The following is a 25,093-nucleotide window of genomic DNA, read 5'->3' as shown; positions in this document are numbered from 1 at the left end:
CGTCATCCGGCCGCGCCGCCGCGGCCGGCATGCCTCAGGCGCGCTCGCGGTTGCGCATGAGCCAGGTCAGGAACAGGGCGGTCGGCAGCGCCACGGCCACGATCTTCGCCGTGCCGCGCCGCCGGTGCAGGAAGTCTTCCAGCTCCTCGCGCCGGGTCGGCAGGTCCGGCTCCTCCAGCGACACCGACGCCCGGCCAACCGTGTCGGCCATGGTGGCGCCGCGCGAGCCCAGCGGCTGCGCCGGCGCGCGGGTCGTGTCGCGGGCGGTCTGGTGCTCCATCTCGGCATTCACCTCGCCGCCGACGATCAGGATCGTAGTGGAGATCCAGATCCAGGTCATGAAGCCGATCAGCGCGCCCAGCGAGCCGTAGGTGGCGTTGTAGGAGCCGAAATTGGCGACGTACCAAGAGAACAGCAGCGAGACGACGACGATCACCACCACGGTCAGCACGGTGCCCGGGGTGATCCAGCGCCATTTGGCGCGGGTGCGGCTCGGGCCCCAATGGTACAGCGCCGCAATGCCGAAGGACACCAGCAGGAAGATCGCGGCATAGCTGGCGATGCTGACCAGCCATTTCGTGTCGGTGCCGATGCCCAGGAGGTCAAGCGCCAGCGGCAGGCCGACGACGAGGCCGATGAACAGGATCGCCGCGACGATCGCCCCCAGCGTGAAGACGAAGGAGGTCAGGGTCAGCGTGACGAAGCTGCGCTTTTCCGCCTCGTCATAGGCGACGTTCATCGCCTCGAACAGCGCCTTCATGCCGGCATTGGCGCTCCACAAAGCGATGGCCAGCGAGATGGCGAAGGTGAAGCCCAGCGTGGTGTTGCCCTGCGAGGCCAGCCGCGTCAGCTGTTCGTTGATGATCTCCATGACGCCGCCGGGGATCAGCGCCTGCAGCATCGCGGCGTGCTCCTGCACCGTGGCGGGATCGGCGAACAGGCCATAGACCGAGACGAGCGCCGACAGGGCCGGGACGAAGGCCAGCAGCAGGTAATAGGTCACGCCGGCCGCCACGAGCATCACCCGGTCGTCGCTGATCTCGGCAAAGACCCGCCAGGCCACGTCCTTCCAGCCCGCGGCGGGAATCTGCGACGGCCGCACGGCCCCGCGCCCCCTGCCCGCCTGGTCGGCCCGCCCCGCCGCGTTCCGGGTATCACTCGTCATCAATTGCGCTCCTTGGTTCGTCCATTCGCAGGACAAACGGCCCGAACGCTATTCCGTTGCCACATTGCGGCGAGGTGGGTGGTGACGTCGTCAGGCCAGCGCGGCACCGTAGGGAAATCCGGTATTCGGCTGCGGGAGCCGGCGATCAAACGGAGTAAGACGCGCGAAGGATTTGCAGAATGACATCTGTGGACGCCCCCGAAGAAGCAAGAGGTAAAGTGGGTATTGGCGTAGTCGGGCGCTGCCATCTGTCCGGCCTCATGATGCAGCGCCATGCTGCGGGCCCGTATGGGAGTTCGCGGATCGGATCCATGTCAGCTGTGGTCGGAAGCGGAAGGGCAGCTGCTCGGCGCCCCCCCAGAGCTGCCGGTCGGCTTTCGGCTTGAAGCGGACAGCGCATACCGCAGTGGTAAACGACGATATCGCCCGAAGCCGCCCAAGTTGACGGCTGTTGGTCCTGCCCGCCCCGCACACAAAAACGGGCCCGGCCTTGCGGCCGGACCCGTCAATCTCAGCGTCCGGTTGCCGCCTTTTAACGGAAGAGCGACAGCAGCGACTGCGAGGAATTGTTGGCGATGGACAGGGCTTGGACGCCCAGCTGCTGCTGGGTCTGCAGCGCCTTCAGGCGGGTCGACTCTTCGGTCATGTCCGCATCCACCAGCGTACCGACGCCCTTCTCGATGGAATCGCGCAGGTTCGAGACGAACTCCGACTGGATATCCATGCGGCTCTTGGCGGCGCCGAGGTTGGAAGCGGCGGTGGTCATCTTGCCGAGCGCAGTCTCGACATTGGTGATCATCTTGCTGAGCACGTCATCGACCGAGAGGTAGTTGGGCTGGCCAGCGACAGCTCGCCCGTGGCGGCGTTCACCTTCGCCTGGTTCAGCGCCGTGGTCGAGATATCCAGGCCGGAGACGTTGAGGATCAACTGATCTCCCAACGTCGCTTCATTGCCGTCATTGTCCAGGATCGTCGTGCCCAGGGTGCGGACGTCGAGGATGCCGTTCTTGTAGAGGGTCGCAGGGACAGCACTCGAATTGTCACCGAAGAGCTTGAGCCCTGACGTGTCGATGTCGATGGTGCCGACGCTGACGGCCCCGGCCGACGAGCGGTTGAAGGAGGCGACGACGCTCTTCGAGGTGCCTTCGACGTCGTTGAAGCTCAGCCAGTTCTCGCCGGAGAAGGAGGCCGAGGTGGCGATCGAGGCCAGCTGCTTCTGCAGCTCGCCGATTTCCGACTGGATCTTGTTGCGGTCGACGCCGGGCTCCTTGGCTGCGACCAGCTTGACCTTGATCTCGTCGACCACGTCGATAGCGGCGTTCATGCCGGTATAGGCGGTGTCCACCTTGGCCTGGCCGAGGCCGAGGGCGTCCTCGACGGCGCCGAGCGCCTTGTTGTCGGACCGCATCGTGGTCGCGATCGACCAGTAGGCGGCATTGTCGGAGGCCGCACCGACCCGGTAGCCGGTCGAGATACGGTTCTGGGTCTGGTCGAGGTTGCTGTTGATCATCGACAGGCTCTGCAGCGCCGTCATGGCCGATGTATTGGTATTGATCGAGGTCATCTGTTCGAAGTCCCATACGCATAACAGGTTTGAAGGGACATTCCGGCTCCCCGGAAAGACAGGACGACATCATGTCTGCGAGATGACTTTCTCTCCCCGCCCTGTTTTGCACTATAAGTGCGCCTTAGATTATATCCGGCGTGCTAATTTTCATGGTTACCAAGACCTTATATAACTTAGCCGTGCACCGATCGGCGATTGCAACCCGGCGCCCGTGAGGCCGCATTGCGCCCAGCGCCGCGGCGGTGGCCGCCCGCGTTTTTCGTGGCCGGAGTCCGGCGAAGAGGTCCGCGCCTGGCTGCTGCGGCAGCGCGCCGCATAGGGCCCGGCACGCCGCCGCAATTTGCCCCGTCCGCCCGGCTTCCAACCCCGGGGGGGGTCCCTATATGTTCCGCCATGGCTTCCAGATCCCGCACCACCCGCTCGCGTCCCGCCTTCGACACCGCCGAGGACGAGGCGCCCTTCGATCCGGGCGCGCCGGCGCGGCGCGGCGGCTTCGCGGAAGCCCCGCAGGCCGATTTCGAGGCGGCGCAGGAATTTGCCGGGCCGGTCTCCGGCTGGGCCGACGAGATCGCCCAGGGGCTGGAGACCACGGCCGAGCATGTCGCGGACGGCGAAGCCTTGGCGCCCGCCGCCGAGCCCGAGCCCGCGAAAGCCAGGGCCAAGCCCGCCGCCAAGTCCGGCAAGGCGGCCGCCGGCGCACGGCCCGGCAAGACGTCGCGCGGCACCTCGATGGGCGGCACCAGCGATCCGAAGCAGCGCGCCGCCGCCGGGCTCAATCCGGTCGCCGGCATGGATCTCAGCCTCGAGGACGCCAAGGGCCTGCCCGAGGGCGGCGTCACTGCCACGGTCGACGCCCTCACCAAGCTGATCTCCGAGGGCAATCCGCTCCTGAAGAACGGCGAGATCTGGGTGCCCCACCGCCCGGCCCGTCCGGACAAGTCCGAGGGCGGCGTGCCGTTCCGCATCGCCTCGGACTACACGCCCCAGGGCGACCAGCCGACCGCTATCGCCGACCTCGTCTCCGGCATCACCGACCAGGACCAGACCCAGGTGCTGCTCGGCGTCACCGGCTCCGGCAAGACCTTCAGCGTCGCCAATGTCATCGAGAAGACCCAGCGCCCGGCGCTGATCCTCGCCCCCAACAAGACCCTGGCGGCGCAGCTCTACGGCGAGTTCAAGGCGTTCTTCCCGGACAATGCCGTGGAGTATTTCGTCTCCTATTACGACTATTACCAGCCGGAAGCCTACGTGCCGCGCTCCGACACCTTCATCGAGAAGGAATCCTCGATCAACGAGCAGATCGACCGAATGCGTCACGCCGCCACCCGCGCCCTCCTCGAGCGCGACGACGTCATCATCGTCGCCTCGGTCTCCTGCATCTACGGTATCGGCTCGGTCGAGACCTACACGGCGATGACCTTCCAGATGTCGATCGGCGACCGGCTCGACCAGCGCCAGCTCCTCGCCGACCTCGTCGCCCAGCAATACAAGCGCCGCGACATGGACTTCCAGCGCGGCTCCTTCCGGGTGCGCGGCGACACGATCGAGATCTTCCCGGCCCATCTGGAAGACCGGGCCTGGCGCATCTCGCTATTCGGCGACGAGATCGAGTCGATCCAGGAGTTCGACCCGCTGACCGGCCAGAAGACCGACAGTCTCAAGTCGGTGAAGATCTACGCGAACTCCCATTATGTCACGCCGCGCCCGACGCTGAACCAGGCCGTGCGCCTCATCAAGGAGGAGCTGCGCCACCGCCTCGTCGAGCTGGAGAAGGCCGGGCGCCTCCTGGAAGCCCAGCGGCTGGAGCAGCGCACCCGCTTCGACATCGAGATGATCGAGGCCACCGGCTCGTGCCCCGGCATCGAGAACTATTCGCGCTACCTCACCGGCCGCCAGCCCGGCCACCCGCCGCCGACCCTGTTCGAATACCTGCCCGACAACGCCCTGGTCTTCATCGACGAGAGCCACGTCACCGTGCCGCAGATCGGCGCCATGTATCGCGGCGACTTCCGCCGCAAGGCGACCTTGGCCGAATACGGTTTTCGCCTGCCGTCATGCATGGACAACCGACCGCTGCGCTTCGAGGAGTGGAACGCTATGCGGCCGCAGACCGTCGCGGTCTCGGCCACCCCCGGCTCCTGGGAAATGGAAGAGGCCGGCGGCGTCTTCGCCGAACAGGTCATCCGCCCCACCGGCCTGATCGACCCGCCGGTGGAGATCCGCCCGGCCCGCAGCCAGGTCGACGACCTCGTCGGCGAGATCCGCGACACCGTCGACAAGGGCTACCGCGTTCTCGCCACGGTGCTGACCAAGCGCATGGCCGAGGACCTCACCGAATATCTGCACGAGCAGGGCATTCGCGTCCGCTACATGCATTCGGACATCGACACGCTGGAGCGCATCGAGATCATCCGCGATCTCCGCCTCGGCGCCTTCGACGTGCTGGTCGGCATCAACCTGTTGCGCGAAGGCCTCGACATTCCCGAATGCGGCCTCGTCGCTATTCTCGATGCCGACAAGGAAGGGTTCCTCCGCTCCGAGACCTCGCTGATCCAGACCATCGGCCGCGCCGCGCGCAATGTCGACGGCAAGGTCGTGCTCTATGCCGACCGCACCACCGGCTCGATGGAGCGGGCCATTGCCGAGACCAACCGGCGCCGCGAGAAGCAGGAGGCCTACAATGCCGAGCACGGCATCACCCCGGCCTCGGTGAAGGCGCAGATCGCCGACATTCTCGACAGCTATTACGAAAAGGACCATGTGCGGGTCGATGTCGGCCCGGGCGCCAAGGAAGGCGCCATGGTCGGCAACAATCTCAAGAGCCATCTCGAGCATCTGGAAAAGCAGATGCGCGACGCCGCCGCCGATCTCGACTTCGAGACCGCCGCCCGGCTGCGCGACGAGATCAAGCGGCTGCAGGCCAAGGAGCTGGAATTCGGCGGCCTGCCCGGCGGCGATTCCGGCTCCGGCGGCAAGAAGGCCAAGGGCGGCGGCAATGTCATCGACGCCGCCGACCCCATGGCGATGGCCGCCGAACTGGAGGAGGAGGCGATCTCCCCGGTCACCGGCCGCTCCAAATACGGCCGCAAGACCAAGCGCGACCGCCAGCCTGCCGGCGGCGAACGGTTCGGCCCGCGCGGCGAACCGCTGAAACCCCGCGGCGAAGGCTCCGACCGCCGCCCGGCGCCGCTGGCCCGCCCGCCCAGGCCCGGCGACGCCGCCGCCTCCCCCGCCGGCCATGACGCCAGCGCGCCGACCGACGGCCCGTCGGGCCAGCCGGGCGGCGACACGACTGCCGGCTCGTATTTCCAGAAGCCGTCCCTCGACGACATGGGCCCGGGCACCGACACGGCGCGTCCCGACCGGCCGGGCCTGTTCCGCAAGAACTCGCTGGACGAAATGACCGTCGGTCGCACCGAAAAGCCGGTCGGCAAGCCCGCCCCGAAAAAGCCGGCGACCCGCAAGCCTACGGACACAGCCTCACCCGCGGCGGACACCGGCTCCGGCACGGGTCCGGGCATGGGCAAGGGCACGGGCCCCAACGCCCCTCATGGTGAGCCTGTCGAACCACGCACCACCTCAGGTGACGCCGCCCCCATCCGCCGCGAACGCATCGGCCGCGGCTCCTACGAGGACCCCGCCGACCAGAAGCGCAAGCGCCGGCACGGCAAGACCGGCCGCCCGGGGCGGTAGGACGGCGACGGGCCCACGGCCCCCTGATCCCTCATCCTGAGCCTGTCGAAGGATCGGGGATCACACCTCCAGCCAAACACAGCGCCAAGCGCCCCTCGCCCTTCGACAGGCTCAGGATGAGGGGCTACTGCAAAGGAATGGGAGCGCCCCCCTAGCCCCAGTCGCGGCGCATGGTGGCCATGCCGTTGCGGCGGCCGAGTTCCTCGTAGCCGGCGGCCTCGTAGACCCGCAAGGCCGGCTCGTTGTCGAGCTCGACCTTCAGCGTCACCGAGATGGCGCCGAGATCGCGGGCCGCCTGTTCGGCGAGCGCCGCCAGCTGCGCCCCGGCGCCGCCACGGGCCGCTTCCTCGACGAAGACATAGACGAGGTGGCGCACCTCCGGCCCGATGCCGACCCGCAGGGCGAAGAAGCCGACATCGCGGCCGGTCGCGTCGACCAGGTAGAAGGAGGCGTCGTCGGCCTCGTTCAGCCATTTCTCCCGCCATTCCAGCGGGTCGAAGGGATGCTTGGCGTTGGGATTGACCAGAGCGAGGTCGTCGGCCTCGACCAGCAGCCGGGCGAGCGGTGCCAGGTCGAAGGGCGCATTGGCGCGAAGGGCAAGGTCGGACACGGGCGGCTCCATGGCGGTGTCGTCAGGGAAGTTGGGCGCGCCCCTCGCACGGACCAGCCGCCGTTTCAACCGCCTGAACGCCCGAAACCGGCCGCTCGAAGCGTCCCGGAAGCAGTCCCCCCTCCGGCGTCATCCCCGGGGCCTGACCCGGGGACCCATGCCAAACCCTCACCACCGCCGCCAACGCTGACGACGGCACCACCGGCCGTCAGCGCGGAACGGCGCCGTCCATCATCGCGGCATTGTTCTCCCAGCGGGCGCTGCGCACCTCGTCGGACGGCGTCGCGCAGGCGCCCAGCATCAACAGGGCAAGAAGGGGAAGGAATCTCATCGGGTCGGCTCCTGAAGGAAAACTATCGGCAGAGTTCGGCGAGATGCCAGCCGCCGGCCGGACTCGCCACGTCGGCGATCTTCCAGCCGGTCGGTGTCTCGGTCACGGTCCAGACAATCGCCTGCGCCTGTCCGAAATTGCTGAACCGCGCCGTCACCTCCACCGCGTCATCGCCGGTCGGAGTACTTGCGAGCGTCAGCGTCTCGGTCACTTCGGTGTCGACGAAATCCTGCCCGTCGATGACGAAGGAGAAGTCGAGGCATCCGATGTCGCCACCGGCCGCCTCGGCTTCGTGCCGCTCCAGGGTCTCCCGCGCGGCGCCGGTGAAACGGTCCGACTCGCGCTCGGCGTCGAAGGGCGGCGTATAGAAGGCGCGCCCCGCCGCCTCGGCGCCGGAATCGGCGGCGGCGGGCAAGGCCGGGGCGAGGATTGTGAGCGCCGAGAGGAGGCGGAGGAAGCAGGCGGATGCGGTCATCGGGGCGGTCCGAAGGAGGAATGTCGCGCAATCTCGCCCGGCGCCCTGCCCCTGTCCAGCAGCATCGGCGGCGGCGCCCCGGTCAATGCGGGTTCTGTCCCGGCACGATGCCGCCGGCCGGCGTGTCAGCCATCACCGAGGGCGTCACGCCGTTCACCAGCGGCTGAGCCGATGCTTTGCCGTAAACGCTGCCCACGCCGTAGAGCCACGGCAAGCCGGGGCTGTAGGGCCGCAGCACGACGCGCCCGTCCGGCAGCACGACACGGCGCGACTGCTGCTTCTCGCGCTCCGACAGGCGCACGCCCACCGGCTCCTGGGCGGCGGCCGGCAGCACCGGTGTCATGAGCGCGGTGGCAAGGAGAGCGGCAAGCATGCGGCGCATAGTGGGAGTCCTTCCTGTTTCGATACCGGCCACAACGCGCAAGCGGCCATCCGCGTTGCAGGCCATCAGTCGGAGATCTGCCCCGGCACGATCCCGCCCGACGGCGTCCCGCGATCGGCGGAGCTGTTGGCCGAGCGCGTGCCCTGACAGCCGGCCGCGACCAGAAGCACGCAGGCGGTGGTGATGGTAAGAATTCTTCGCATGACGGTCTCCGGCAGGTTGGATCTGCTCGCAGAACGGTCCGGCCCCGCCGGAGTTGCCGCGATGTGACGCACGCCTGCGTGAACGGCGCCCTCAGCGCTTGCGGGCGAGCACCAGATGTCCGGGCGCCGGTTCGCCCTCCTGCCGACGCACGACGATCGACGTCGCCTCCAGCGTCTCGAAGCCATGTGCCGCCAGCCGGTCGCGCACGTAGCTCTCCTTGTGGTGAAAGCGCTGGTGCGGCCCGACCATGAAGTCCCGTGCGCCAAAAGTCGCGTCCGGCATGGTCTCGGTCGAGAAGCCGAAGATGCCGCCGCCGCTCATTCGCGCCGAGGTCGCGGCAAACAGCGGATCGAGCCCGCCAAGATAGGGCAGCACGTCGGTCGCCACGACGAGATCGAAGGGCTCGGGCTCGTCGAATTCCGCCAGGAAGCCGACCGCCTCGCCGATATAGAGATGATCATAGACACCCTTGTCGAAGCAGGTCTCGATCATGCCTTCCGACAGATCGACGCCGATCAGCGTCGCAATCCGGTCCCGCAGCGCCTCGCCGGCCAGGCCCGTTCCGCAGCCGAGATCCAGCGCCCGCTCATAGGGTCCCGGCGCGACCGCCGCCAGCCGCTCGGCGATGAGGCCCGGCACGCCATAGCCGAGCTGGCGCACCAGGATGTCCTCGAAATCGTCGGCATGCTGGTCGAACAGCGTCGCCACATAGGCGTCGCCCGCCGAGGCCGGCGTCTCGCCCTCGCCCATCGCCGCCATCCGCACGGCGGCGCCGGCATGGTCGTCCGGATCGAGCGCCAGGCAGCGGCGATACGCGTCGGCCGCAGCAGTGCGGTCGCCGGCCTTCTCCAGCGCCAGCGCCTCTTCATAGGCTTCGGCCAGGGCCGCCTCGTCGATGGGGGTGTCGCTCATTGCCGCTCCTATGGGTGTCGCGGTGCCTCTTAGGGCAAAGTTGAGGCCGGCGACAGCCGACCCGCATGGCTCTGTGGATCAGACGGCGGCCGTGCCGCTGCCCAGTTCGTTCACGAGGGCCAGCGCCGCGGCGGCAATCCGCGCCGCCGGCATGCTGCAGAAGATCTCCGGCATCCCGTCGATCTCGTCGGCCTGCGCCGCCGCCTCGTCGCTCAGCGGCACATGGAAGAAGCCGAAATTTCGCACCCCGAGCGCATCGGCGTTGAAGGCCAAGCGGTAGAGCGTGTCGTTGCAGAGATAGCCGCCCGCATCCGACGACCATTCGAAGGACACGCTGGCGCCGCGCAGTGCCGATGTCACGGTCTCCCATGGCATCCGGCAGGCGAGCGCCTCCGGTCCGTCGAGCACCGCCGGCCCGGCGGGAAACGCGCCTGTCGCATCGGCCTGTCCGAGCTTGCGGCGGTTGCGGGCGACCCGTTCGATGCGCAGCCGCTCGGCCCGCTTGTGCAGACCGAACAGGACGACGCTGGTCGGTGCCAGGGTCTCGATCAGGGTTCGCAGGCGCGGCCAGCTCGTTTCCCACTCCACCGGCAGGACGGCGGCGCGAAACGCTTCACCGTGGCGCGGGTCGGATTCGAGGGTTCGCACCATCGCTTCCGTCGGATTGTGGGGCGCACCGGGGAAGGAGGAAAATCCGCAAACGAGTATTTTCATTTGAGATGAATGCCTTGGGAAGAGCCCGCCGATCGCGGCGTCGATCCGTCTTTACAGCGGGTTTTGGATGGTGGAAGCTGTATTGCCTGTCCCGAAATGGCACGCGACACGCGCCCTGAATACGTCGCTCGTCGGGCCGGAAACGGGATAGCAATGAAGGAGGCTTCGGGCAATCTCGCGAACAAGGGTCATGGACGAACTGCGTATCGGAGGCGCATCCTCCGGGTGGTCTGCGGTACAATTTCAGGCCACGATGTATCGGTTCCTTTCCTAGTCAAGACTTGCCTGCCACCGCCAAACGGCGACTCGTAATGCCAGGATAAGGGATACCGACGATGGCACAGACCGGTACGGTCAAGTTCTTCAATACCGAAAAGGGCTTCGGCTTCATTAAGCCCGACGATGGCGGCGCGGACATCTTCGTCCATATCTCCGCCGTTCAGGCCTCCGGCCTGCCGGGGCTCGAGGAGAACCAGAAGGTCTCCTACGACACCGAGCCGGACAAGCGCGGCAAGGGTCCGAAGGCCGTTAATCTCGCCGCAGACTGAACTCGTCTCACGGTAGTCGCGGTAGGCTTCCCCCTGCCGCCTCATCGTGAGACCTAGACTGGGAAAGCCCGTTACGCGTTTGCGCCGGGCTTTCCTTTCCAGGCACCAATCCTGTACCAGTTCGATACGGAAACGTCTGGCACGCCACGTGCAAGGCCACACCCGAACGCCAGTAAAAGGCGAAAACGGGAGTGCAATCCATGTCTCAACGCCACCGAGAGGCCCGCGCCAGATCCAGCCATATCGCTGTGATCGCCAGCCTCACCGCCATGTTCCTCGCAACAGCACCCGCCAGCGCCCAGACCTATCTCGATGGCGGCGGCGGCAGCAGTTCGCGACCGCAGTCCAGCGACCCGACAGGTGGCTTCCTCGACGGCGGCGGTCCCCTGCAGCCCCGGCGCGGAGTCCGGAACGGCCAGCGCCGCGACGGATTTCTCGACGATGGCGGGGGGATCGGCAGACGACCCGACATCGTCTTCAGGTCAGGCGGTGATCGCGAATTCCTGAGGGACGGCGGATCGATCCGCACGCCGGCCGATATCGTCTATTCCTACGAGCGGGAAGAGTTTCTCGAGGACGGTGGTTCGGTCGTCGTCGAACCGGACATCGTGATCGACGACCGGCGCCTGCGTCGCGGTCGCGGCTGGCGGGAGGTCGCGGCTCCAAGGACCGTCCAGCGCTCGTCCGGCTCGCTCACCGTCATCACCAGCGATCTCGGCGACCGCGGCTACGGCTCGACCACCCAGATGTCGGGAAAGAGCGCGAACCGGATGCGAACGAAAGCGAAGATCATCGATGTGGAGAGTGCGCGGCTCGACCGCCGGCCGATGCCGGCCTCCGGCGTGGAGGTGATGTATAAGATCGGCGGGCCGCAGATCATCCGGATCGCCCCCGGATATGGTCAGCGCGTCGCGGCGCTCGCAACGGGCAGCGCCGACGTGCCTCGGCCAACTGCGCGCCTCGAACCGGAACAGGTCGGGCGCGCCGCCCCCTGGACCCGCGGATGGCTCGACCGCTGCACGAGCGAGCATGAGAGCTTCGACCCCGACTACGGGACCTATGTCGGCGCACAGGGTCAGTCGCAGTTCTGCGACTGACGGAGACGAGGAGCCAGGCTCCTCAGGTCAGGAACGGATTGCCGCGGCGCTCGTCGCCAAGGCGTCCGCCGGGCCCGTGGCCGCAGATGAAGCCGACATCGTCGCCGAGCGGAAGGACCTTGTCCTTGATCGAGGCGATCAGCGTCGCGTGGTCGCCGCCGGGCAGATCGGTACGGCCGATCGAGCCGGAGAACAGGACGTCGCCGGCGTGCAGGAACTTGGCGGCCCGGTTGTAGAAGACGACATGGCCCGGCGCATGTCCCGGCGTGTGCAGCACCTCGAAGCGATGGCCGGCAAAGGCGAGAGTCTCGCCCTCCTCCAGCCAGCGGTCCGGCGTGCAATCGCGCACCGCGCCCGGAATTCCGAACATCCGCGCCTGTTCCGACAGTCCGGCCAGGAGGAAGGCATCGGCCTTGTGCGGGCCGAGGATGTCGATGCCGAGGCGTTCCTTCAGCTCCATTGCCCCGCCGGCGTGGTCGATATGGCCGTGGGTCAGCCAGATCGCCTCGATGGCGATCCCGGCCTTCTCGATGGCCTCCACGATCCGGTCGACGTCACCGCCGGGATCGACCACGACGCCGACCTTGTCCTCGGCATCGAAGAGGATGCAGCAATTCTGTTGGAATGGCGTGACGGGAACGATCTGGGCGTTGAGTGTGGTCACGTGGGCCTCGGGCGTCGGTTGCTGTGGCCGGCTGTTAACGCGGGGCAGACGGCGGAGGCAAGCATGCGGCCGGCCGCAGCGAGTGCCGCGGCCGGAAAGCTGATGGTGTCAGCAGCGGGTATTCCGCCTATTCGGCGGCGGCACGCTGGGGCTGCACCACGGCGGTATAATCCTCAACCAGCCGGCGCGTCGTCTCGCCCGGCGTGAAGCGCCATTCGGCGATCTCGGACACCGGCGTGACCTCGGCGGCCGTGCCACAGAGGAAGCACTCGTCGAAATCAGCCAGTTCCTCGGGCATGATCGCCCGCTCGCGCACCTCGATGCCGCGGCGCTTGGCCAGTTCGATCACCGTGCGGCGGGTGATGCCGTCGAGGAAGCAGTCCGGCGTTGGCGTGTGGATGATGCCGTCCTTGACGAAGAAGACGTTGGCACCGGTCGCCTCGGCCACTTGGCCGCGCCAGTCCAGCATCAGCGCGTCGGCATAGCCCTTGGCCTCGGCCGCGTGCTTGGAGATGGTGCAGATCATGTAGAGGCCGGTCGCCTTGGCCTTCGACGGCGCGGTGCGCGGATCGGGACGGCGATACTCGGCCAGGTCCAGGCGGATGCCTTTCATCCGCTGCTCCGGATCGAAATAGCTCGGCCACTGCCAGATGGCGATCGCGACGTTGATCCGGTTCTTCTGCGCTGACACGCCCATCATCTCGGACCCGCGGAAGGCGATCGGGCGGACATAGGCATCGGTGAAGCCCTGGCGCACCAGGAGTTCGTTCGTCGCCGCGTCGATCTCGTCGGCGCTGTAGGGAATCTCGAACCCGATCATGCGGCCCGAGGCGATCAGCCGCTCGGTGTGCTCGCGCAGCTTGAAGACCGTGCCACCATAGGCACGCTCGCCTTCGAACACGGCGCTTGCGTAGTGCAGACCATGGGTCAGAACGTGGATCTTGGCGTCTTTCCACGGCAGGAACTCGCCGTTGTACCAGATTTCGCCGTCAAGCTGGTCGAATGGAACACTGCTCATGGTTGTCGACGCCTGTCCCGGCGTCCTCCCTATCCGTGGTGTAACGGCGATCGGCTTCTGACCGATTCGTGGCTTGTCTGCCGACTGCGTCCGGTCTTCCCTGAAGCGGACAGCCCGAAGCCGACAATGGGCCGGGAGGGGAATGGTCGCAAGCGACGGTTTCCACTCTCGCAGGCAAGGTGTAACAATGGAACCAAATTACGTCAACACTGCTGACCTAAATTATGGATGCCGCCCTGACCTCCGATGATCGCGTGCCGGACGCCGAGGACGCGATCGTGCGAGAGCCGCTGCCAACACGGGGCGAGCTCGATTTTCGCATGATCGAGCTGCTTTTCTTCGCCTATCGGGAATTCACGACGGACGCGGACTCGATCCTGATGCGCTATGGTTTCGGCCGGGCCCATCACCGGGTGCTGCATTTCGTCAACCGCGATCCGGGGATGACCATCGCCGAGCTCCTCGATCTGCTCCAGATAACCAAGCAGTCGCTGTCGCGGGTGTTGCGCCAGTTGATCGATGGCGGCTTCGTGCGGCAGATGCCCGGCGTCGAGGATCGGCGCCAACGCTGTCTGTTCCCGACCGAACGCGGGCGCGAACTGACGCTGGAACTGTCGCGGGCGCAGGCGCGGCGCATCGAGGCGGCGCTGGGCAATACCTCGCCGGGCGATGCCGGACCGATCGGCGCCTTCCTGATGGAGATGGCCGACGATCGGCCGACGACGCGCGAGTGGTTCAGGAAAAAGGGCATCGACCGAAAGGAGCCACTATGAGCGAGATGACGGAGACGAAGGCGGTGCAACGGCAGGCCCCCTCGCCGCTCGGCGACGACGCACCCCATATCCTCGTCATCGACGACGATCGCCGGATCCGCTCGCTGCTGCTGCGGTTCCTCAGCGAACAGCAGTTCCGGGTCTCCGTGGCGGCGGATGCCGCCGAGGCGCGGCGGATCCTGGAAGGGCTCGACTTCGACCTTCTGGTCGTCGACGTGATGATGCCCGGCGAAAGCGGCATCGAGCTGGTCCGATCGCTGCGCAACAATCGGCAGGCACCGGTGCTGATGCTGACGGCGCGCTCGGAGACCGAGCATCGCATCGAGGGTCTGGAAGCCGGCGCCGACGATTATCTGGCCAAGCCTTTCGACCCGCGCGAATTGCTGCTGCGGGTCAACAATATCCTGCGGCGCGGCAGCCAGGCGCCGATCCAGAAGCTCGAGCATATCCGCTTCGGTCCCTTCACCTTCTCGCTTTCCCGCTGCGAACTGAAGCGTGGGGGCGAAATCATCCGGCTGACCGACCGCGAAAAGGCGATGATGTCGCAATTCGCCGGCAATCCAGGCGAGACGATCCCTCGGCAGGATCTCCTCGGTGACGAAACCGAGGTCGGCGAGCGTACGGTGGACGTCCAGATCAACCGCCTGCGACGCAAGATCGAGGGCGATCCGGCCAACCCGCTCTGGCTTCAGACCGTGCGCGGCATCGGCTATCGCCTGAACACGGACTGAGCAGGCATCATGTCGGTTCTCGGACGGCTCATGCAGCAACGGCCCCGGTGGAACCCGTTCCGCCGCGATGCGACGACTACGCAGGAGACCGGCCGGAGCTGGCGCATCGGCCGGCTCCCGTCCCTCGACATCTGGCGGGGCCCCCTGCGGCCGATCCCGCGGATCCTCCAGCGCTACATGCCGAAGGGGCTCTATGCGCGCTCGCTGATCATCATCATGGCGCCGGTCGTCCTTCTGCAGTGCGTCGTCACCGTCGTGTTCATGGAGCGTCACTGGCAGCTCGTCACCCAGCGCCTGTCGGAAGCGGTGGTGCAGGATATCGCCGCGATCACGGCGCTCGTTCAGACGCGGCCGCCCGGCTCGGACTACAGCGACATCATCCGCATCGCCCGCAACAATCTCGACCTCAACGTTTCGGTGCTGCCGGCCGAGCCGCTGCCGCCGCCTGCCCCGAAGCCGTTTTTCAATATCCTCGACGGCATCCTCAGCGAGGAACTGACCCGGCAGATCGGCCGCCCGTTCTGGATCGACACCGTCGGCAATTCCAAGATCGTCGAGATCCGCATCCGGCTGGACGACCGGGTGATGCGGATCTTCGCCACCCGCAACTCCGCCTATGCGTCCAACACGCACATCTTCCTCGTCTGGATGGTCGGCACATCGCTGGTGCTGATGATCATCGCGGTGCTGTTCCTGCGCAACCAGATCCGGCCGATCCAGACACTGGCTGCGGCGGCGGAGGGCTTCGGTCGCGGCCAGCCGATGCCGCCGGATTTCCGGCCCCGCGGTGCGTCGGAAGTCCGGCGCGCATCGCTCGCCTTCATCCAGATGCGCGACCGGATCGAACGGCAGATGGAACAGCGAACCGCCATGCTGACCGGCGTCAGCCACGACCTGCGGACGATTCTCACCCGCTTCCGGCTGCAGCTGGCGCTGCTCGGCGAAGGCGAGGACCAGGACGAACTCAACGCGGACGTCGACGAGATGCAGCGCATGCTGGAAGGCTATCTGGCCTTCGCCCGGAACGAGGCGGCCGAGGAGATCGGCGAACTCGATCTGGCCCCGATGCTGACCAAATTCCGCAACGAAGCCAAGCTCAAGGGCAAGCATCTGGAACTGGTGATCGACGGTGACCCGCGCATCGCGGTGCGACCGGATTCCTTCACGCGCATGGTGACCAACATTGTCACCAACGCCATGCGTCACGGCGATCACGTCAAGGTCGCGGCGACCCACGAGGATCGCTGGCTGACCATCACGGTGGAGGACGACGGGCCGGGCATTGCCGCCGAACAGCGCGAGGAGGTGTTCAAGCCCTTCGTACGTCTCGACACCGCGCGCAACATCGACAGCGGCGGCACCGGACTGGGGCTTGCCATTGCCCGTGACATCGCCCGCAGTTTCGGCGGCGACATCCTCTTGTCAGATTCCAGGCTCGGCGGGCTGCGGGCACTGATCCGCGTCCCGGCCTGACCGATCGCCTCAGTAGACGCGGCCGCCCTCAGGGACCTGTTGGCTCGGGCCGATCAGCACGACCTCGCCATCGGCGTCCGGCACGCCGAGGGTGAGCACCTCTGACATCATCGGGCCAATCTGGCGCGGCGGGAAGTTGACGACCGCCAGCACCTGCCGGCCGACCAGTTCTGCGGGCTCGTAGTGCCGGGTGATCTGGGCCGAGGATTTCTTGCGCCCGAGCGGCGCCCCGAAATCGATCGTCAGCTTGATCGCCGGCTTGCGGGCCTCGGGGAACGGCGCCGCCTCGACGATGGTGCCGACACGAATGTCGACCTTCATGAAGTCGTCGAAGCCGATCTGCGCGGATGGCGTGTCGTCTTTCTGGGCGCTCACACGCTACTCCTTCGACAGAGCTTCGGCGCGGTCGCGCGCCGCTCGCACAGCCCGCTCCATCAGCGGGGCCAGGCCGTCCTGGGCCATCAGAACGTCGAGAGCCGCCTGTGTGGTGCCATTCGGCGACGTCACGTTCTGGCGGAGCGTCGCCGGCGTCTGGTCCGAGCGGATCATCAGTTCGCCGGCGCCGGCGACCGTATGGCGGGCCAGCCGCATGGCGAGATCGGCCGGCAGTCCGGCCGCCTCGCCCGCCTGCGCCAGGCATTCGGCCAGATGAAAGACGTAGGCCGGACCGCTGCCGGAGACCCCGGTCACGGCGTCGATCAGCGTTTCCGCCTCGACCCACTCTACCGGCCCGTTGGCCGACAACAGATCGTCGGCTGTCTCGCGACCTGCCGCATCGACCCGCTCATTGGCGAAAGCACCGGTCACGCCGCGGCCGATGAGCGCCGGCGTATTCGGCATGGCCCGCACCACCGGATGCGCGCCGAGCAGCGCCTCGATGGCGGCGACGGTCGTACCGGCGGCGATCGAAACCACGAGACTGTCCGATGTCAGCGCATCGCGCAGGTCCGGCAGCGCTGCGCCCATCATCTGCGGCTTCACAGCCAGCAGGGCGACGTCGAAGGTCTCCTGCGGCACGGACGTGGCGTGACGCACGCCGGAGCGTTCGATCAGCGGCCGCAGCGTATCGCCGACCTTCGGATCGACCACCAGCACCCGGGCCGGATCGAGACCCTTGTCCAGCCAGCCCCCGAGGAGAGCCGCCCCCATGTTGCCGCCGCCAAGGAGCAGGATGCGCTGGGCCGCCATTGCCATATCAGGCCTCGCCCTGGGTCTCGAAGAGCGCGCAAGCCAGCGCCTCCTGCGCCGTCTTGTCGGCCCAGATGACGAACTGGAACGCCTGATAGAACCGCTCGCAGCTTTCCAGAGCACTGGTCAGCATGCGCTCGGCCTGCTGGCTGGTCGGCTCCGCACCTCCGGACAAAAGCAGTGCATGGCGGAACATCACCGCATTCTCGTTCTGCCAAAGGTCGAAATGGCCGACCAGGAGCTTCTCGTTGATCGAAGCGAGGAGTTGCAGGACCTCGGCGCGGCGGTGCGCCGGAATGCGAAGATCGAACGCGCATCCCAGATGCAGCGCCTCGATATCCTCGACCCAGGAGAAGGAAACCGAATAGTCGGTCCAGACGCCTGCGACAGCGACCGCAAGCTCGTCGTCGCAGGAACGTTCGAATGCCCATTCCCGCGCAGACGCAACCCATTCGATCATGTCGACCGGGTTGGATTGGCGCAGTGTGGCAAGTTCAGTCAATTGCATGGTGAGTCCCCGTATTCGCATCGGCGGGATCACCATTTGCCGCAACGGCTCCCACCGGGAGTGAGACACCGCTCCGTGTCGAATCACCCTTATGAATCAGCATATAGACGGGGAGTCGCCGGCTTAAGGGGATTAAGGAATTATTCACCACTCGGTGGATTCATGCGGGATCGCCGGCCGCCGGCGGCGAGTCTTAAGCGACTCTCGGCAAAGGCTTTTCGGGCGCATTGAGCAACGCCCGAAACCTGTTGATAGGCTGTGGAGAACTCGGCTGGACGCTCAGTTGGCGTCGCCGGTTCCGGCCATGCGGGCTTCCAGATCGGCAAGCCGCTTCTTCAGAGCCTCGTTTTCCGTGCGCGCCTTCACCGCCATGTCGCGGACCGCTTCGAACTCTTCGCGCTGCACGAGGTCCATCTGGTTCAGAAGCCGCTCGCCCTGTGCGCGGAAGACGGTCTCCATCTCGCGGCGCACGCCCTGCGCGGCACCTGCAGCATCGGTCATGACGCGGGCGAACTCGTCGAGCATCCGGTTGGGGCCTTGGCGGCCGGGGCCTGTCCTGGACATGAATGGGTCTCCGTTTTGCGCCATTGCGCGTTCTCTTCGGGGTTGAGGTAGAGAGCGCCGGGGACGATGGCAATGGCGACCGGGCGGGCTTGCGGCAGTGGAAGGCTGCCCGAACGGTCAGCCTTTCGGATGGCAGCGCACGCGAAGGTGAAGGCTCGAGGGCCACACAGGTGGGACAGCGTCGATCTCCGGGGCCGGCCACGCTTGACCCTGTGAAGGTCGCGGGCCAAGGTCGCGCCGCTCCTGCAAGGGCGCCAAGCGCCCGCTTTCTCCCAATGGCGGACCGATGCTCACCCTCCCCTATCTCGGTGTCCTGACCTATCCGCAGATCGATCCGATCTTCCTGGATCTCGGACTGATCCAGTTGCGCTGGTACGGCCTGTCCTATGTCGCGGGCATTCTCTGCGGATGGCTCTACGGTCGCCATCTGGCGGGCAACACGCGGCTCTGGCCGAATGGCGTCTCGCCGGTCACCAAGCTGCAGATCGACGATTTCATCCTCTACATCACGATCGGCATCGTGGTGGGAGGCCGCCTCGGCTCGGTATTCTTCTACGAATTCGAACGCTACGTCGCCGATCCCCTGGCGGTGTTCCGGGTCTGGGAAGGCGGCATGGCGTTCCATGGCGGCCTGATCGGCGTGGTGGTGGCGATCGCGGTGTTCTGTCGCGTCTACAAGGTGCCGCTGTTCAGCCTGATCGACATCGTCGCCGCCTCGGTGCCCTTCGGCCTGTTCTTCGGGCGCATTGCCAACTTCATCAACGGCGAATTGTGGGGCGCGCCCACCATGGTACCCTGGGCGATGGTCTTTCCCGATGCCGGCCCGATGCCGCGACACCCCAGCCAGCTCTACGAAGCGCTGCTGGAAGGTATTCTGCTGTTCATCGTGCTGCGGATCGCGACGCACCACTTCAAGATGCTCGGTCGTCCGCGCTTCGTCGGCGGCCTGTTCCTCTTCGGCTATGGCTGCTCGCGCATCTTCGTCGAGTTCTTCCGCATGCCGGATGTGCAACTCGGCTACCTCTATGGCGGCTGGTTCACCATGGGCATGCTGTTGTCGGTTCCGATGCTGATCATCGGCATCTGGGCCATGGCGACGGCCAGGCCCCGCGCCTACGAGCCCCAGCCGGTGGAGGACGATCAAGCGGGCGCCGCCCGGCCGTGAACGCGCTTGCCCGCAAGATTGCCGAACATGTCAGGGTCGAAGGTCCACTCGGCGTCGACCGCTACTGGAACTTCGCACTCTACGATCGCGAGCACGGCTATTATGCGCGTCGCGATCCGTTCGGCCGGGCCGGCGATTTCGTCACCGCGCCCGAGGTGAGCCAGATGTTCGGCGAACTTCTCGGTGCCTGGGTCGCCTCGGCCTGGACCGGTCTCGGTCGTCCAGACGCCTTTCTGCTGGTCGAATGCGGGCCCGGCCGCGGCACGATGATGGCCGACATGCTGCGCGCGCTGCGTTCCGTCGCCCCGGACTGCATGCGGGCGGCCGCTGTGCGGCTGGTGGAAACGAGCGACCGGCTCGCCGACGAGCAGATGCAGACGCTGGGACGCTTCGACCTGCCGATCCGCCGGGTGCGGCGCATCGAGGATCTGGAGCGACGACCGATGGTCGTCGTCGCCAACGAGCTGTTCGATGCGGTTGCGGTCCGCCAATATGTCTTCGACGGCAGCGACTGGCGCGAACGCTGCGTATCGACGACCGACAGCGGACGCTTCGAGTTCGTGCTGTGCGAAGCGCGCCCGCAGGTTTCCGATGCCGTCCGGGCGATGGGGTTGGTGGAGCCCAAGGCCGGCGCGGTGCTGGAAGTCTCTCCAGCACGCGGACGGATTGCCGCGGCCCTGGCCGAGCGGCTGGCCACGGACGGCGGCGCGGGCCTCTTCATCGATTACGGTCATTCCCGCAGCGGTTACGGGGACACATTGCAGGCGATGCACGGCCATGCCTTCGCCGACCCGCTGGACCGCCCCGGCGAGAACGACATCACCAGCCATGTCGACTTCGACAGGATTGCCGCCCCGTTCCGCGCGAGCGGGCTTTACGTATCGCCGACGGTCACGCAAAGCGACTTCCTTCTAGCCCTCGGCCTTCTGGAACGGGCTGGCGCGCTCGGCGCTGCGCGTGACGAGAAGACGCGAACGGAAATCACCGGCGCCGTGCAGCGTCTGGCGGGAACGGGCCCCGGCGATATGGGCCAGATCTTCAAGGTTCTGTGCGCTGCCTCGCGCCCAATGAGACTACCACCCTTCGGCCTGATCGAGGCCGGATTGCCGGACACAACCGACGGAACCGCCGCGGATTGACTTCGCCCTGCCCCTCGACCACGATCCCGCGCCATGTCCGACATTCGAAGCCGATCCGCGTCGCCGCTGCCTGATTCCGCCGTCGTCCGGTCGGACCGTCTGGCAGGACCAGACATCGCCCATGCCTTTTTCACCCGCAGCGGCGGGGTCTCGGAAGGGCTCTATGCCGGGCTCAATGTCGGGATCGGCTCGAACGACCGTCCCGAGGACGTTCTGGAAAACCGAGCCCGCGCGCTCGCCACTCTGGGCAGCGCAGATCTCGCGACACCCTGGCAGGTGCATTCGGCGGACGCCGTGGTGTTGGATGCCCCCTTCTCCGGCGACCGCCCGCGCGCCGATGGGATCGCGACGCGCCGCAAGGGCCTCGCCATCGGCGTCGTCACCGCCGACTGCGGGCCCGTCCTTTTCGCGGATACCGAGAACGGCGTGATCGGCGCGGCGCATGCCGGCTGGCGTGGCGCGCTGAACGGCGTCCTGGAAGCGACGGTCGCCGCCATGGAAGGGCTCGGTGCAAAGCGCAATTCCATCCGTGCCGTGCTCGGGCCGACGATCACGCAGCCCAGTTACGAAGTCGGCCTCGAGATGGTGGCGGAGTTCCTCGACGCGGAGCCTGCACGCGAGCGGTTCTTCCAGCCCGGGCGCAGCGCCGACAAGCGTCAGTTCGACCTGCCGGGCTTCATCGTTGCTCGACTGCAAGCCAGCGGCGTCGAGGGCAGCTTCGTCGACCGTTGCACCTATGGCGAGCCGGACCGCTTCTTTTCCTTCCGGCGCACCACGCATCGCGGCGAGCCCGATTACGGCCGCCAGCTTTCTGCCATCGCCCTCGCGGAGTAACCTCGGATGCTGCATTTCTCACGCGACGAGTTCGACGCCCGCCGCGACCGGCTCATGCTGGAAATGGGCGAGCAGAAGCTCGACGCCCTGATGCTGTTCGCCCAGGAATCGATGTACTGGCTGACCGGCTACGACACCTTCGGCTTCTGTCACTTCCAGTGCCTGGTGGTGAAGGCCGATGGCGAGATGCAGCTTCTGACCCGCTCGGCCGACCTGCGGCAGGCGCGTCACACCTCGACGCTGGAATCGATCAGCATCTGGCGCGACCGGGGCAGCGCCGATCCGGTCATCGAACTGCGCGACATGCTCGACGACATGGGCCTTCTCGGTGCCCGCATCGGCGTCGAGTGGGCGACCCATGGCCTGACCGCAGCCAACGGCCAGATGGTACAGGAGCGGCTCGGCTCCTTCGCCACGCTGAAGGAGGCCTCCAACCTCGTGCCGTTGCTGCGCGCGGTCAAAACCCCTGCCGAGATCGAGACCGTGCGCGAGGCTGCACGGCTCGGTGACGAGGCGTTCGATGCCGCCCTGCCGTTGATCAGGGCGGGCGCCAACGAGGCCGACATCCTGGCGGCGCTTCAGGGAGAGGTGCTGCGCCAAGGCGGCGACTATCCGGCCAACCCGTTCATCGTCGGCTCCGGCCGCGATGCCCTGCTGTGCCGATACAAGTCGGGCCGCCGCATCCTCGACGACCAGGATCAGCTCACGCTGGAATGGGCCGGCGTCAAATCGCAGTACCACGCCGCCTTGATGAAGACGGTGATCGTCGGCCGCCCGAGCGAGCGCCATGTCGAACTGCACACGGCCGCGCGCGAGGCGCTGGATGCCGTCGAGGCGGCGATGGTTCCGGGCAGCAGCTTCGGCGACGTCTTCGATGCCCATGCGGCGGTGATGGAAGCCCATGAACTCGTCCGCCACCGCCTCAGCGCTTGCGGCTATTCGCTTGGGGCGCGCTACGCGCCGTCGTGGATGGACACGCCGATGTTCTATTCCGGCAATCCGCAGCCGATCGTGCCGGATATGACCCTCTTCGCGCACATGATCATCATGGATTCCGACACCGATACGGCGATGACGCTCGGCCGGACCTACCTGACGACGACGAGCGCGCCCGAGCCATTGTCGCGGCTTTCTCTCGACCTGATTTCGGTCTGATTCAGGCGGCCGCCGTCGCCAGATTTAGGGCCTGCGCCTTGTGGCGCAGGGCTTTCGAAGAAAATCGACCGCCTTTTAACGTTATCTTGCGACTCACGGTCCACGATCCCGGTCGAACGCTGGCCGTCAGTCGCAAGGAACGAGCTCCGTGGAATCCAATCCCCGCCGCCGCGTGCCGATGATCGCCCTGACGCTCGGGATCGTCGGTCTCGGCACCAGCCTTTCCGGATGTACCGAGGCATCGATGGATTTCGGGCCCGACGGTCCGGTGCCGAGCGTCGGTATCGGATCCCTCGGCAGCGGGTCGATGAGCGCCTCCGTCCCGTCCCGGCAATTCGCCGCCGCGCCCCCACCGGCTGCCTCGAGCACCATGGGTTATCCGCAGCCGGCCATGTCGCAGCAGCAGCAGCCAATGAACCAGCAGACCTATCCGCCGGTTCAGCAGCAGCCGGTGTCCTCCGCTCCGATCGCGCCCATTCAGCAGCAGGCAGCGCCGGCCCCGCAATCCGCCCAGCCTGTCGCGGCTGCCCCGACGACGTTGGCGGCAGCGCCCGCGCCGGCAGGTCCCGCCCCCGCATCCGTCAGCGCCAACCAGAGCGTTGGCGAAGTGCAGTTCCTGCCGCTTGTTGGCGCGCCCGAGGAAAAGGCGGTGCTTCTGGCGCGCGCCCTGTCGGAAAGCGCTGCAGCCAAGGGCGTCACCATCCGCCCGGCCGCCGAAGCACCGTCGAGCGTGCGCCTCAAGGGCTATTTCTCGGCGTTCAACGACGGGTCCTCCACCACCCTCGTCTATGTCTGGGACGTGCTCGATGAGAGCGACCGCCGTGTCCGGCGCATTCAGGGACAGGAAAGCGTGCCCGGCGCCGCCGCGGACCCTTGGGCCGCCATCGACCTGTCGACGCTCGCGGCCGTTGCCGACCGCACGCTGCAGGAAGCCGCGCAGGTCGCAACCGGCACCGGCTGAGCCTCCTCGATGCCCCGAACTTATCCCGCATTGCGAAAGGCGGCGGGTTGAAGTTTCGCGCGATGTTGCTATGAGCCCCTGCATCGAACCGGAGGCGACGGGATGGCCCACCGAAGCGGCATAGCCAAGCCGTCCCGACCGGTACCCGCTATCGGAAAGAACGCGATGAAACTCTTCAGCGGCAACTCCAACCGCGTCCTCGCTCAATCCATCGGACGCTATCTGGAATTGCCACTCGGGGAGGCCATGGTCCGGCGCTTCGCCGACCAGGAAGTCTTCGTGGAGATCAAGGAAAACGTCCGCGGCGAGGACGTCTTCATCGTCCAGTCGACGTCCTATCCGGCCAATGATCATCTGATGGAACTGCTCATCATGATCGACGCCATGCGCCGCGCCTCGGCCCGCCGCATCACCGCAGTGCTTCCCTATTTCGGCTATGCCCGGCAGGACCGCAAGGCCGGCGGGCGCACCCCGATCTCGGCCAAGCTGGTCGCCAATCTGATCACCGAGGCCGGCGCCGACCGCGTCATGACCCTCGACTTGCATGCCGGTCAGATCCAGGGCTTCTTCGATATCCCGACCGACAACCTCTTCGCCGTTCCGCTGATCGCGCGCGACGTGAAGGAGCATCAGGATCTGTCGAACCTGATGGTCATCTCGCCCGACGTCGGCGGCGTGGTCCGCGCCCGCGCGCTCGCCAAGCGTCTCGATGCGCCGCTGGCCATCGTCGACAAGCGCCGCGACCGCCCGGGCGAGTCGGAAGTCATGAACATCATCGGTGACGTCACCGGCCGCAACTGCATCCTGATCGATGACATCATCGATTCCGGCGGCACGCTGTGCAACGCGGCAGACGCGCTGGTGCAGGCCGGCGCCAACAGCGCCTCAGCCTACATCACCCATGGCGTGCTCTCGGGCGGCGCAGTCTCGCGCATCACCGCGTCCAGCCTCAAGGAACTGGTGATCACCGACTCGATCCAGCCGACCAAGGCGATCAACGAGGCGGCGAACATCCGCGTCGTCACCACCGCCAATCTTCTCGGCGAGGCGATCGCGCGCACCGCGTCCGAGGAATCGGTCTCGAGCCTGTTCGACTGAGCATTCCGGCGCGGCTGGTCTGCGCCGCTTCACGGTGTCGATAAAGCGCTTCTGGCCGGCTTTCCGTTGCGCTAGACTGTGCGTCTGGCCAGACGGGCCATCGGACAAAAGCCATGTTCGCGCGA

Annotated in this window: 26 protein-coding genes and 1 pseudogene; 12 read left to right on the top strand and 15 right to left on the bottom strand. The window is 66.7% G+C overall.

Annotated elements, in window-relative coordinates; translation table 11 throughout:
• Positions 1–34 precede the first annotated feature (34 nt).
• Positions 35–1,165 (bottom strand): YihY/virulence factor BrkB family protein, encoded by a 1,131-nt coding sequence (locus H9Q09_RS07370; RefSeq protein ID WP_187390513.1) that lies wholly within the window; start codon positions 1,163–1,165, stop codon positions 35–37.
• Between the two features lie 532 nt (positions 1,166–1,697).
• A pseudogene (locus H9Q09_RS07360) lies at positions 1,698–2,728 on the bottom strand (flagellin).
• Between the two features lie 396 nt (positions 2,729–3,124).
• Between H9Q09_RS07360 and uvrB the strand changes: the two are divergent.
• On the top strand, positions 3,125–6,424 hold the full coding sequence (gene uvrB / locus H9Q09_RS07355) for an excinuclease ABC subunit UvrB (RefSeq protein ID WP_187390511.1): 3,300 nt from the start codon (positions 3,125–3,127) through the stop codon (positions 6,422–6,424).
• 151 nt (positions 6,425–6,575) lie between these two features.
• Here the strand turns inward: uvrB and H9Q09_RS07350 are convergent, their stop codons facing one another.
• From H9Q09_RS07350 to H9Q09_RS07325, 7 genes are all read right to left on the bottom strand, one after another.
• A complete protein-coding gene (locus H9Q09_RS07350) occupies positions 6,576–7,034 on the bottom strand; it encodes a GNAT family N-acetyltransferase (RefSeq protein WP_187390510.1) in 459 nt (152 codons plus the stop codon).
• Between the two features lie 208 nt (positions 7,035–7,242).
• Complete coding sequence (locus H9Q09_RS22660; RefSeq protein WP_281414912.1) at positions 7,243–7,365, bottom strand: hypothetical protein; 123 nt, start codon at positions 7,363–7,365, stop codon at positions 7,243–7,245.
• Between the two features lie 22 nt (positions 7,366–7,387).
• Positions 7,388–7,840 (bottom strand): hypothetical protein, encoded by a 453-nt coding sequence (locus H9Q09_RS07345; RefSeq protein ID WP_187390509.1) that lies wholly within the window; start codon positions 7,838–7,840, stop codon positions 7,388–7,390.
• An 82-nt stretch (positions 7,841–7,922) separates the two neighbouring features.
• Positions 7,923–8,222 (bottom strand): hypothetical protein, encoded by a 300-nt coding sequence (locus tag H9Q09_RS07340; protein ID WP_024352083.1) that lies wholly within the window; start codon positions 8,220–8,222, stop codon positions 7,923–7,925.
• A gap of 65 nt (positions 8,223–8,287) precedes the next feature.
• Positions 8,288–8,425 (bottom strand): hypothetical protein, encoded by a 138-nt coding sequence (locus H9Q09_RS07335; RefSeq protein WP_155898565.1) that lies wholly within the window; start codon positions 8,423–8,425, stop codon positions 8,288–8,290.
• A 91-nt stretch (positions 8,426–8,516) separates the two neighbouring features.
• A complete protein-coding gene (locus H9Q09_RS07330; RefSeq protein WP_024352084.1) occupies positions 8,517–9,338 on the bottom strand; it encodes a methyltransferase in 822 nt (273 codons plus the stop codon).
• Between the two features lie 78 nt (positions 9,339–9,416).
• Positions 9,417–10,052 (bottom strand): hypothetical protein, encoded by a 636-nt coding sequence (locus tag H9Q09_RS07325; protein ID WP_187390508.1) that lies wholly within the window; start codon positions 10,050–10,052, stop codon positions 9,417–9,419.
• Positions 10,053–10,387: 335 nt separating this feature from the next.
• Between H9Q09_RS07325 and H9Q09_RS07320 the strand changes: the two genes are divergently transcribed.
• Positions 10,388–10,600, top strand: a complete 213-nt coding sequence (locus H9Q09_RS07320) for a cold-shock protein (RefSeq protein WP_040325802.1) — start codon at positions 10,388–10,390, stop codon at positions 10,598–10,600.
• 200 nt (positions 10,601–10,800) lie between these two features.
• On the top strand, positions 10,801–11,697 hold the full coding sequence (locus H9Q09_RS07315; RefSeq protein WP_187390507.1) for a hypothetical protein: 897 nt from the start codon (positions 10,801–10,803) through the stop codon (positions 11,695–11,697).
• Positions 11,698–11,719: 22 nt separating this feature from the next.
• Here the strand turns inward: H9Q09_RS07315 and H9Q09_RS07310 are convergent, their stop codons facing one another.
• Positions 11,720–12,361, bottom strand: a complete 642-nt coding sequence (locus H9Q09_RS07310) for an MBL fold metallo-hydrolase (protein WP_187390506.1) — start codon at positions 12,359–12,361, stop codon at positions 11,720–11,722.
• Positions 12,362–12,488: 127 nt separating this feature from the next.
• Positions 12,489–13,379 carry a branched-chain amino acid aminotransferase gene (locus H9Q09_RS07305; RefSeq protein WP_187390505.1) on the bottom strand — a complete coding sequence of 297 codons (891 nt, stop codon included), beginning with the start codon at positions 13,377–13,379 and terminating at the stop codon, positions 12,489–12,491.
• A 224-nt stretch (positions 13,380–13,603) separates the two neighbouring features.
• Between H9Q09_RS07305 and H9Q09_RS07300 the strand changes: the two genes are divergently transcribed.
• From H9Q09_RS07300 to H9Q09_RS07290, 3 genes are all read left to right on the top strand, one after another.
• Positions 13,604–14,152 carry a MarR family transcriptional regulator gene (locus tag H9Q09_RS07300; protein WP_024350440.1) on the top strand — a complete coding sequence of 183 codons (549 nt, stop codon included), beginning with the start codon at positions 13,604–13,606 and terminating at the stop codon, positions 14,150–14,152.
• 5 nt (positions 14,153–14,157) lie between these two features.
• A complete protein-coding gene (locus H9Q09_RS07295; protein ID WP_187390667.1) occupies positions 14,158–14,883 on the top strand; it encodes a response regulator in 726 nt (241 codons plus the stop codon).
• A 177-nt stretch (positions 14,884–15,060) separates the two neighbouring features.
• Positions 15,061–16,356, top strand: a complete 1,296-nt coding sequence (locus H9Q09_RS07290) for an ATP-binding protein (protein ID WP_187390666.1) — start codon at positions 15,061–15,063, stop codon at positions 16,354–16,356.
• 9 nt (positions 16,357–16,365) lie between these two features.
• Here the strand turns inward: H9Q09_RS07290 and H9Q09_RS07285 are convergent, their stop codons facing one another.
• The 4 genes from H9Q09_RS07285 to H9Q09_RS07270 all read right to left on the bottom strand — a co-directional run bounded on the left by H9Q09_RS07285 (position 16,366) and on the right by H9Q09_RS07270 (position 18,616).
• Positions 16,366–16,731, bottom strand: coding sequence for a tRNA-binding protein (locus H9Q09_RS07285; RefSeq protein WP_187390504.1), 366 nt, complete (start codon positions 16,729–16,731; stop codon positions 16,366–16,368).
• 3 nt (positions 16,732–16,734) lie between these two features.
• A complete protein-coding gene (gene proC, locus H9Q09_RS07280) occupies positions 16,735–17,550 on the bottom strand; it encodes a pyrroline-5-carboxylate reductase (RefSeq protein WP_187390503.1) in 816 nt (271 codons plus the stop codon).
• Between the two features lies 1 nt (position 17,551).
• Entirely contained in the window at positions 17,552–18,052 is a 501-nt protein-coding gene (locus H9Q09_RS07275) for a YbjN domain-containing protein (protein ID WP_009210236.1), read from the bottom strand.
• A gap of 279 nt (positions 18,053–18,331) precedes the next feature.
• Complete coding sequence (locus H9Q09_RS07270; protein WP_035694822.1) at positions 18,332–18,616, bottom strand: accessory factor UbiK family protein; 285 nt, start codon at positions 18,614–18,616, stop codon at positions 18,332–18,334.
• Between the two features lie 286 nt (positions 18,617–18,902).
• On the opposite strand from H9Q09_RS07270, the gene lgt reads away from it, so the two are divergent.
• The 6 genes from lgt (at position 18,903) to H9Q09_RS07240 (ending at position 24,968) form a co-directional block, all read left to right on the top strand.
• Positions 18,903–19,781 carry a prolipoprotein diacylglyceryl transferase gene (lgt, locus tag H9Q09_RS07265; RefSeq protein WP_024350434.1) on the top strand — a complete coding sequence of 293 codons (879 nt, stop codon included), beginning with the start codon at positions 18,903–18,905 and terminating at the stop codon, positions 19,779–19,781.
• On the top strand, positions 19,778–20,920 hold the full coding sequence (locus H9Q09_RS07260; protein WP_187390502.1) for a class I SAM-dependent methyltransferase: 1,143 nt from the start codon (positions 19,778–19,780) through the stop codon (positions 20,918–20,920). The genes lgt and H9Q09_RS07260 overlap by 4 nt, the downstream gene beginning before the upstream one ends.
• Before the next feature lie 33 nt (positions 20,921–20,953).
• Positions 20,954–21,754, top strand: coding sequence for a peptidoglycan editing factor PgeF (gene pgeF / locus H9Q09_RS07255; protein ID WP_187390501.1), 801 nt, complete (start codon positions 20,954–20,956; stop codon positions 21,752–21,754).
• Positions 21,755–21,760: 6 nt separating this feature from the next.
• The gene (locus H9Q09_RS07250; RefSeq protein WP_024350431.1) at positions 21,761–22,909 is read left to right on the top strand and encodes a Xaa-Pro peptidase family protein; all 1,149 of its coding nucleotides are present in this window, start codon (positions 21,761–21,763) and stop codon (positions 22,907–22,909) included.
• A gap of 148 nt (positions 22,910–23,057) precedes the next feature.
• The gene (locus H9Q09_RS07245; protein ID WP_187390500.1) at positions 23,058–23,870 is read left to right on the top strand and encodes a hypothetical protein; all 813 of its coding nucleotides are present in this window, start codon (positions 23,058–23,060) and stop codon (positions 23,868–23,870) included.
• 165 nt (positions 23,871–24,035) lie between these two features.
• A complete protein-coding gene (locus tag H9Q09_RS07240; protein WP_024350429.1) occupies positions 24,036–24,968 on the top strand; it encodes a ribose-phosphate pyrophosphokinase in 933 nt (310 codons plus the stop codon).
• Positions 24,969–25,093 lie beyond the last annotated feature (125 nt).

Source organism: Aurantimonas sp. DM33-3, from assembly GCF_014334315.1.
Lineage (GTDB): Bacteria > Pseudomonadota > Alphaproteobacteria > Rhizobiales > Rhizobiaceae > Aurantimonas > Aurantimonas coralicida.
Note: the sequence above shows the minus strand (reverse complement) of the source record. Positions and strands in the feature narration are given on the sequence as shown.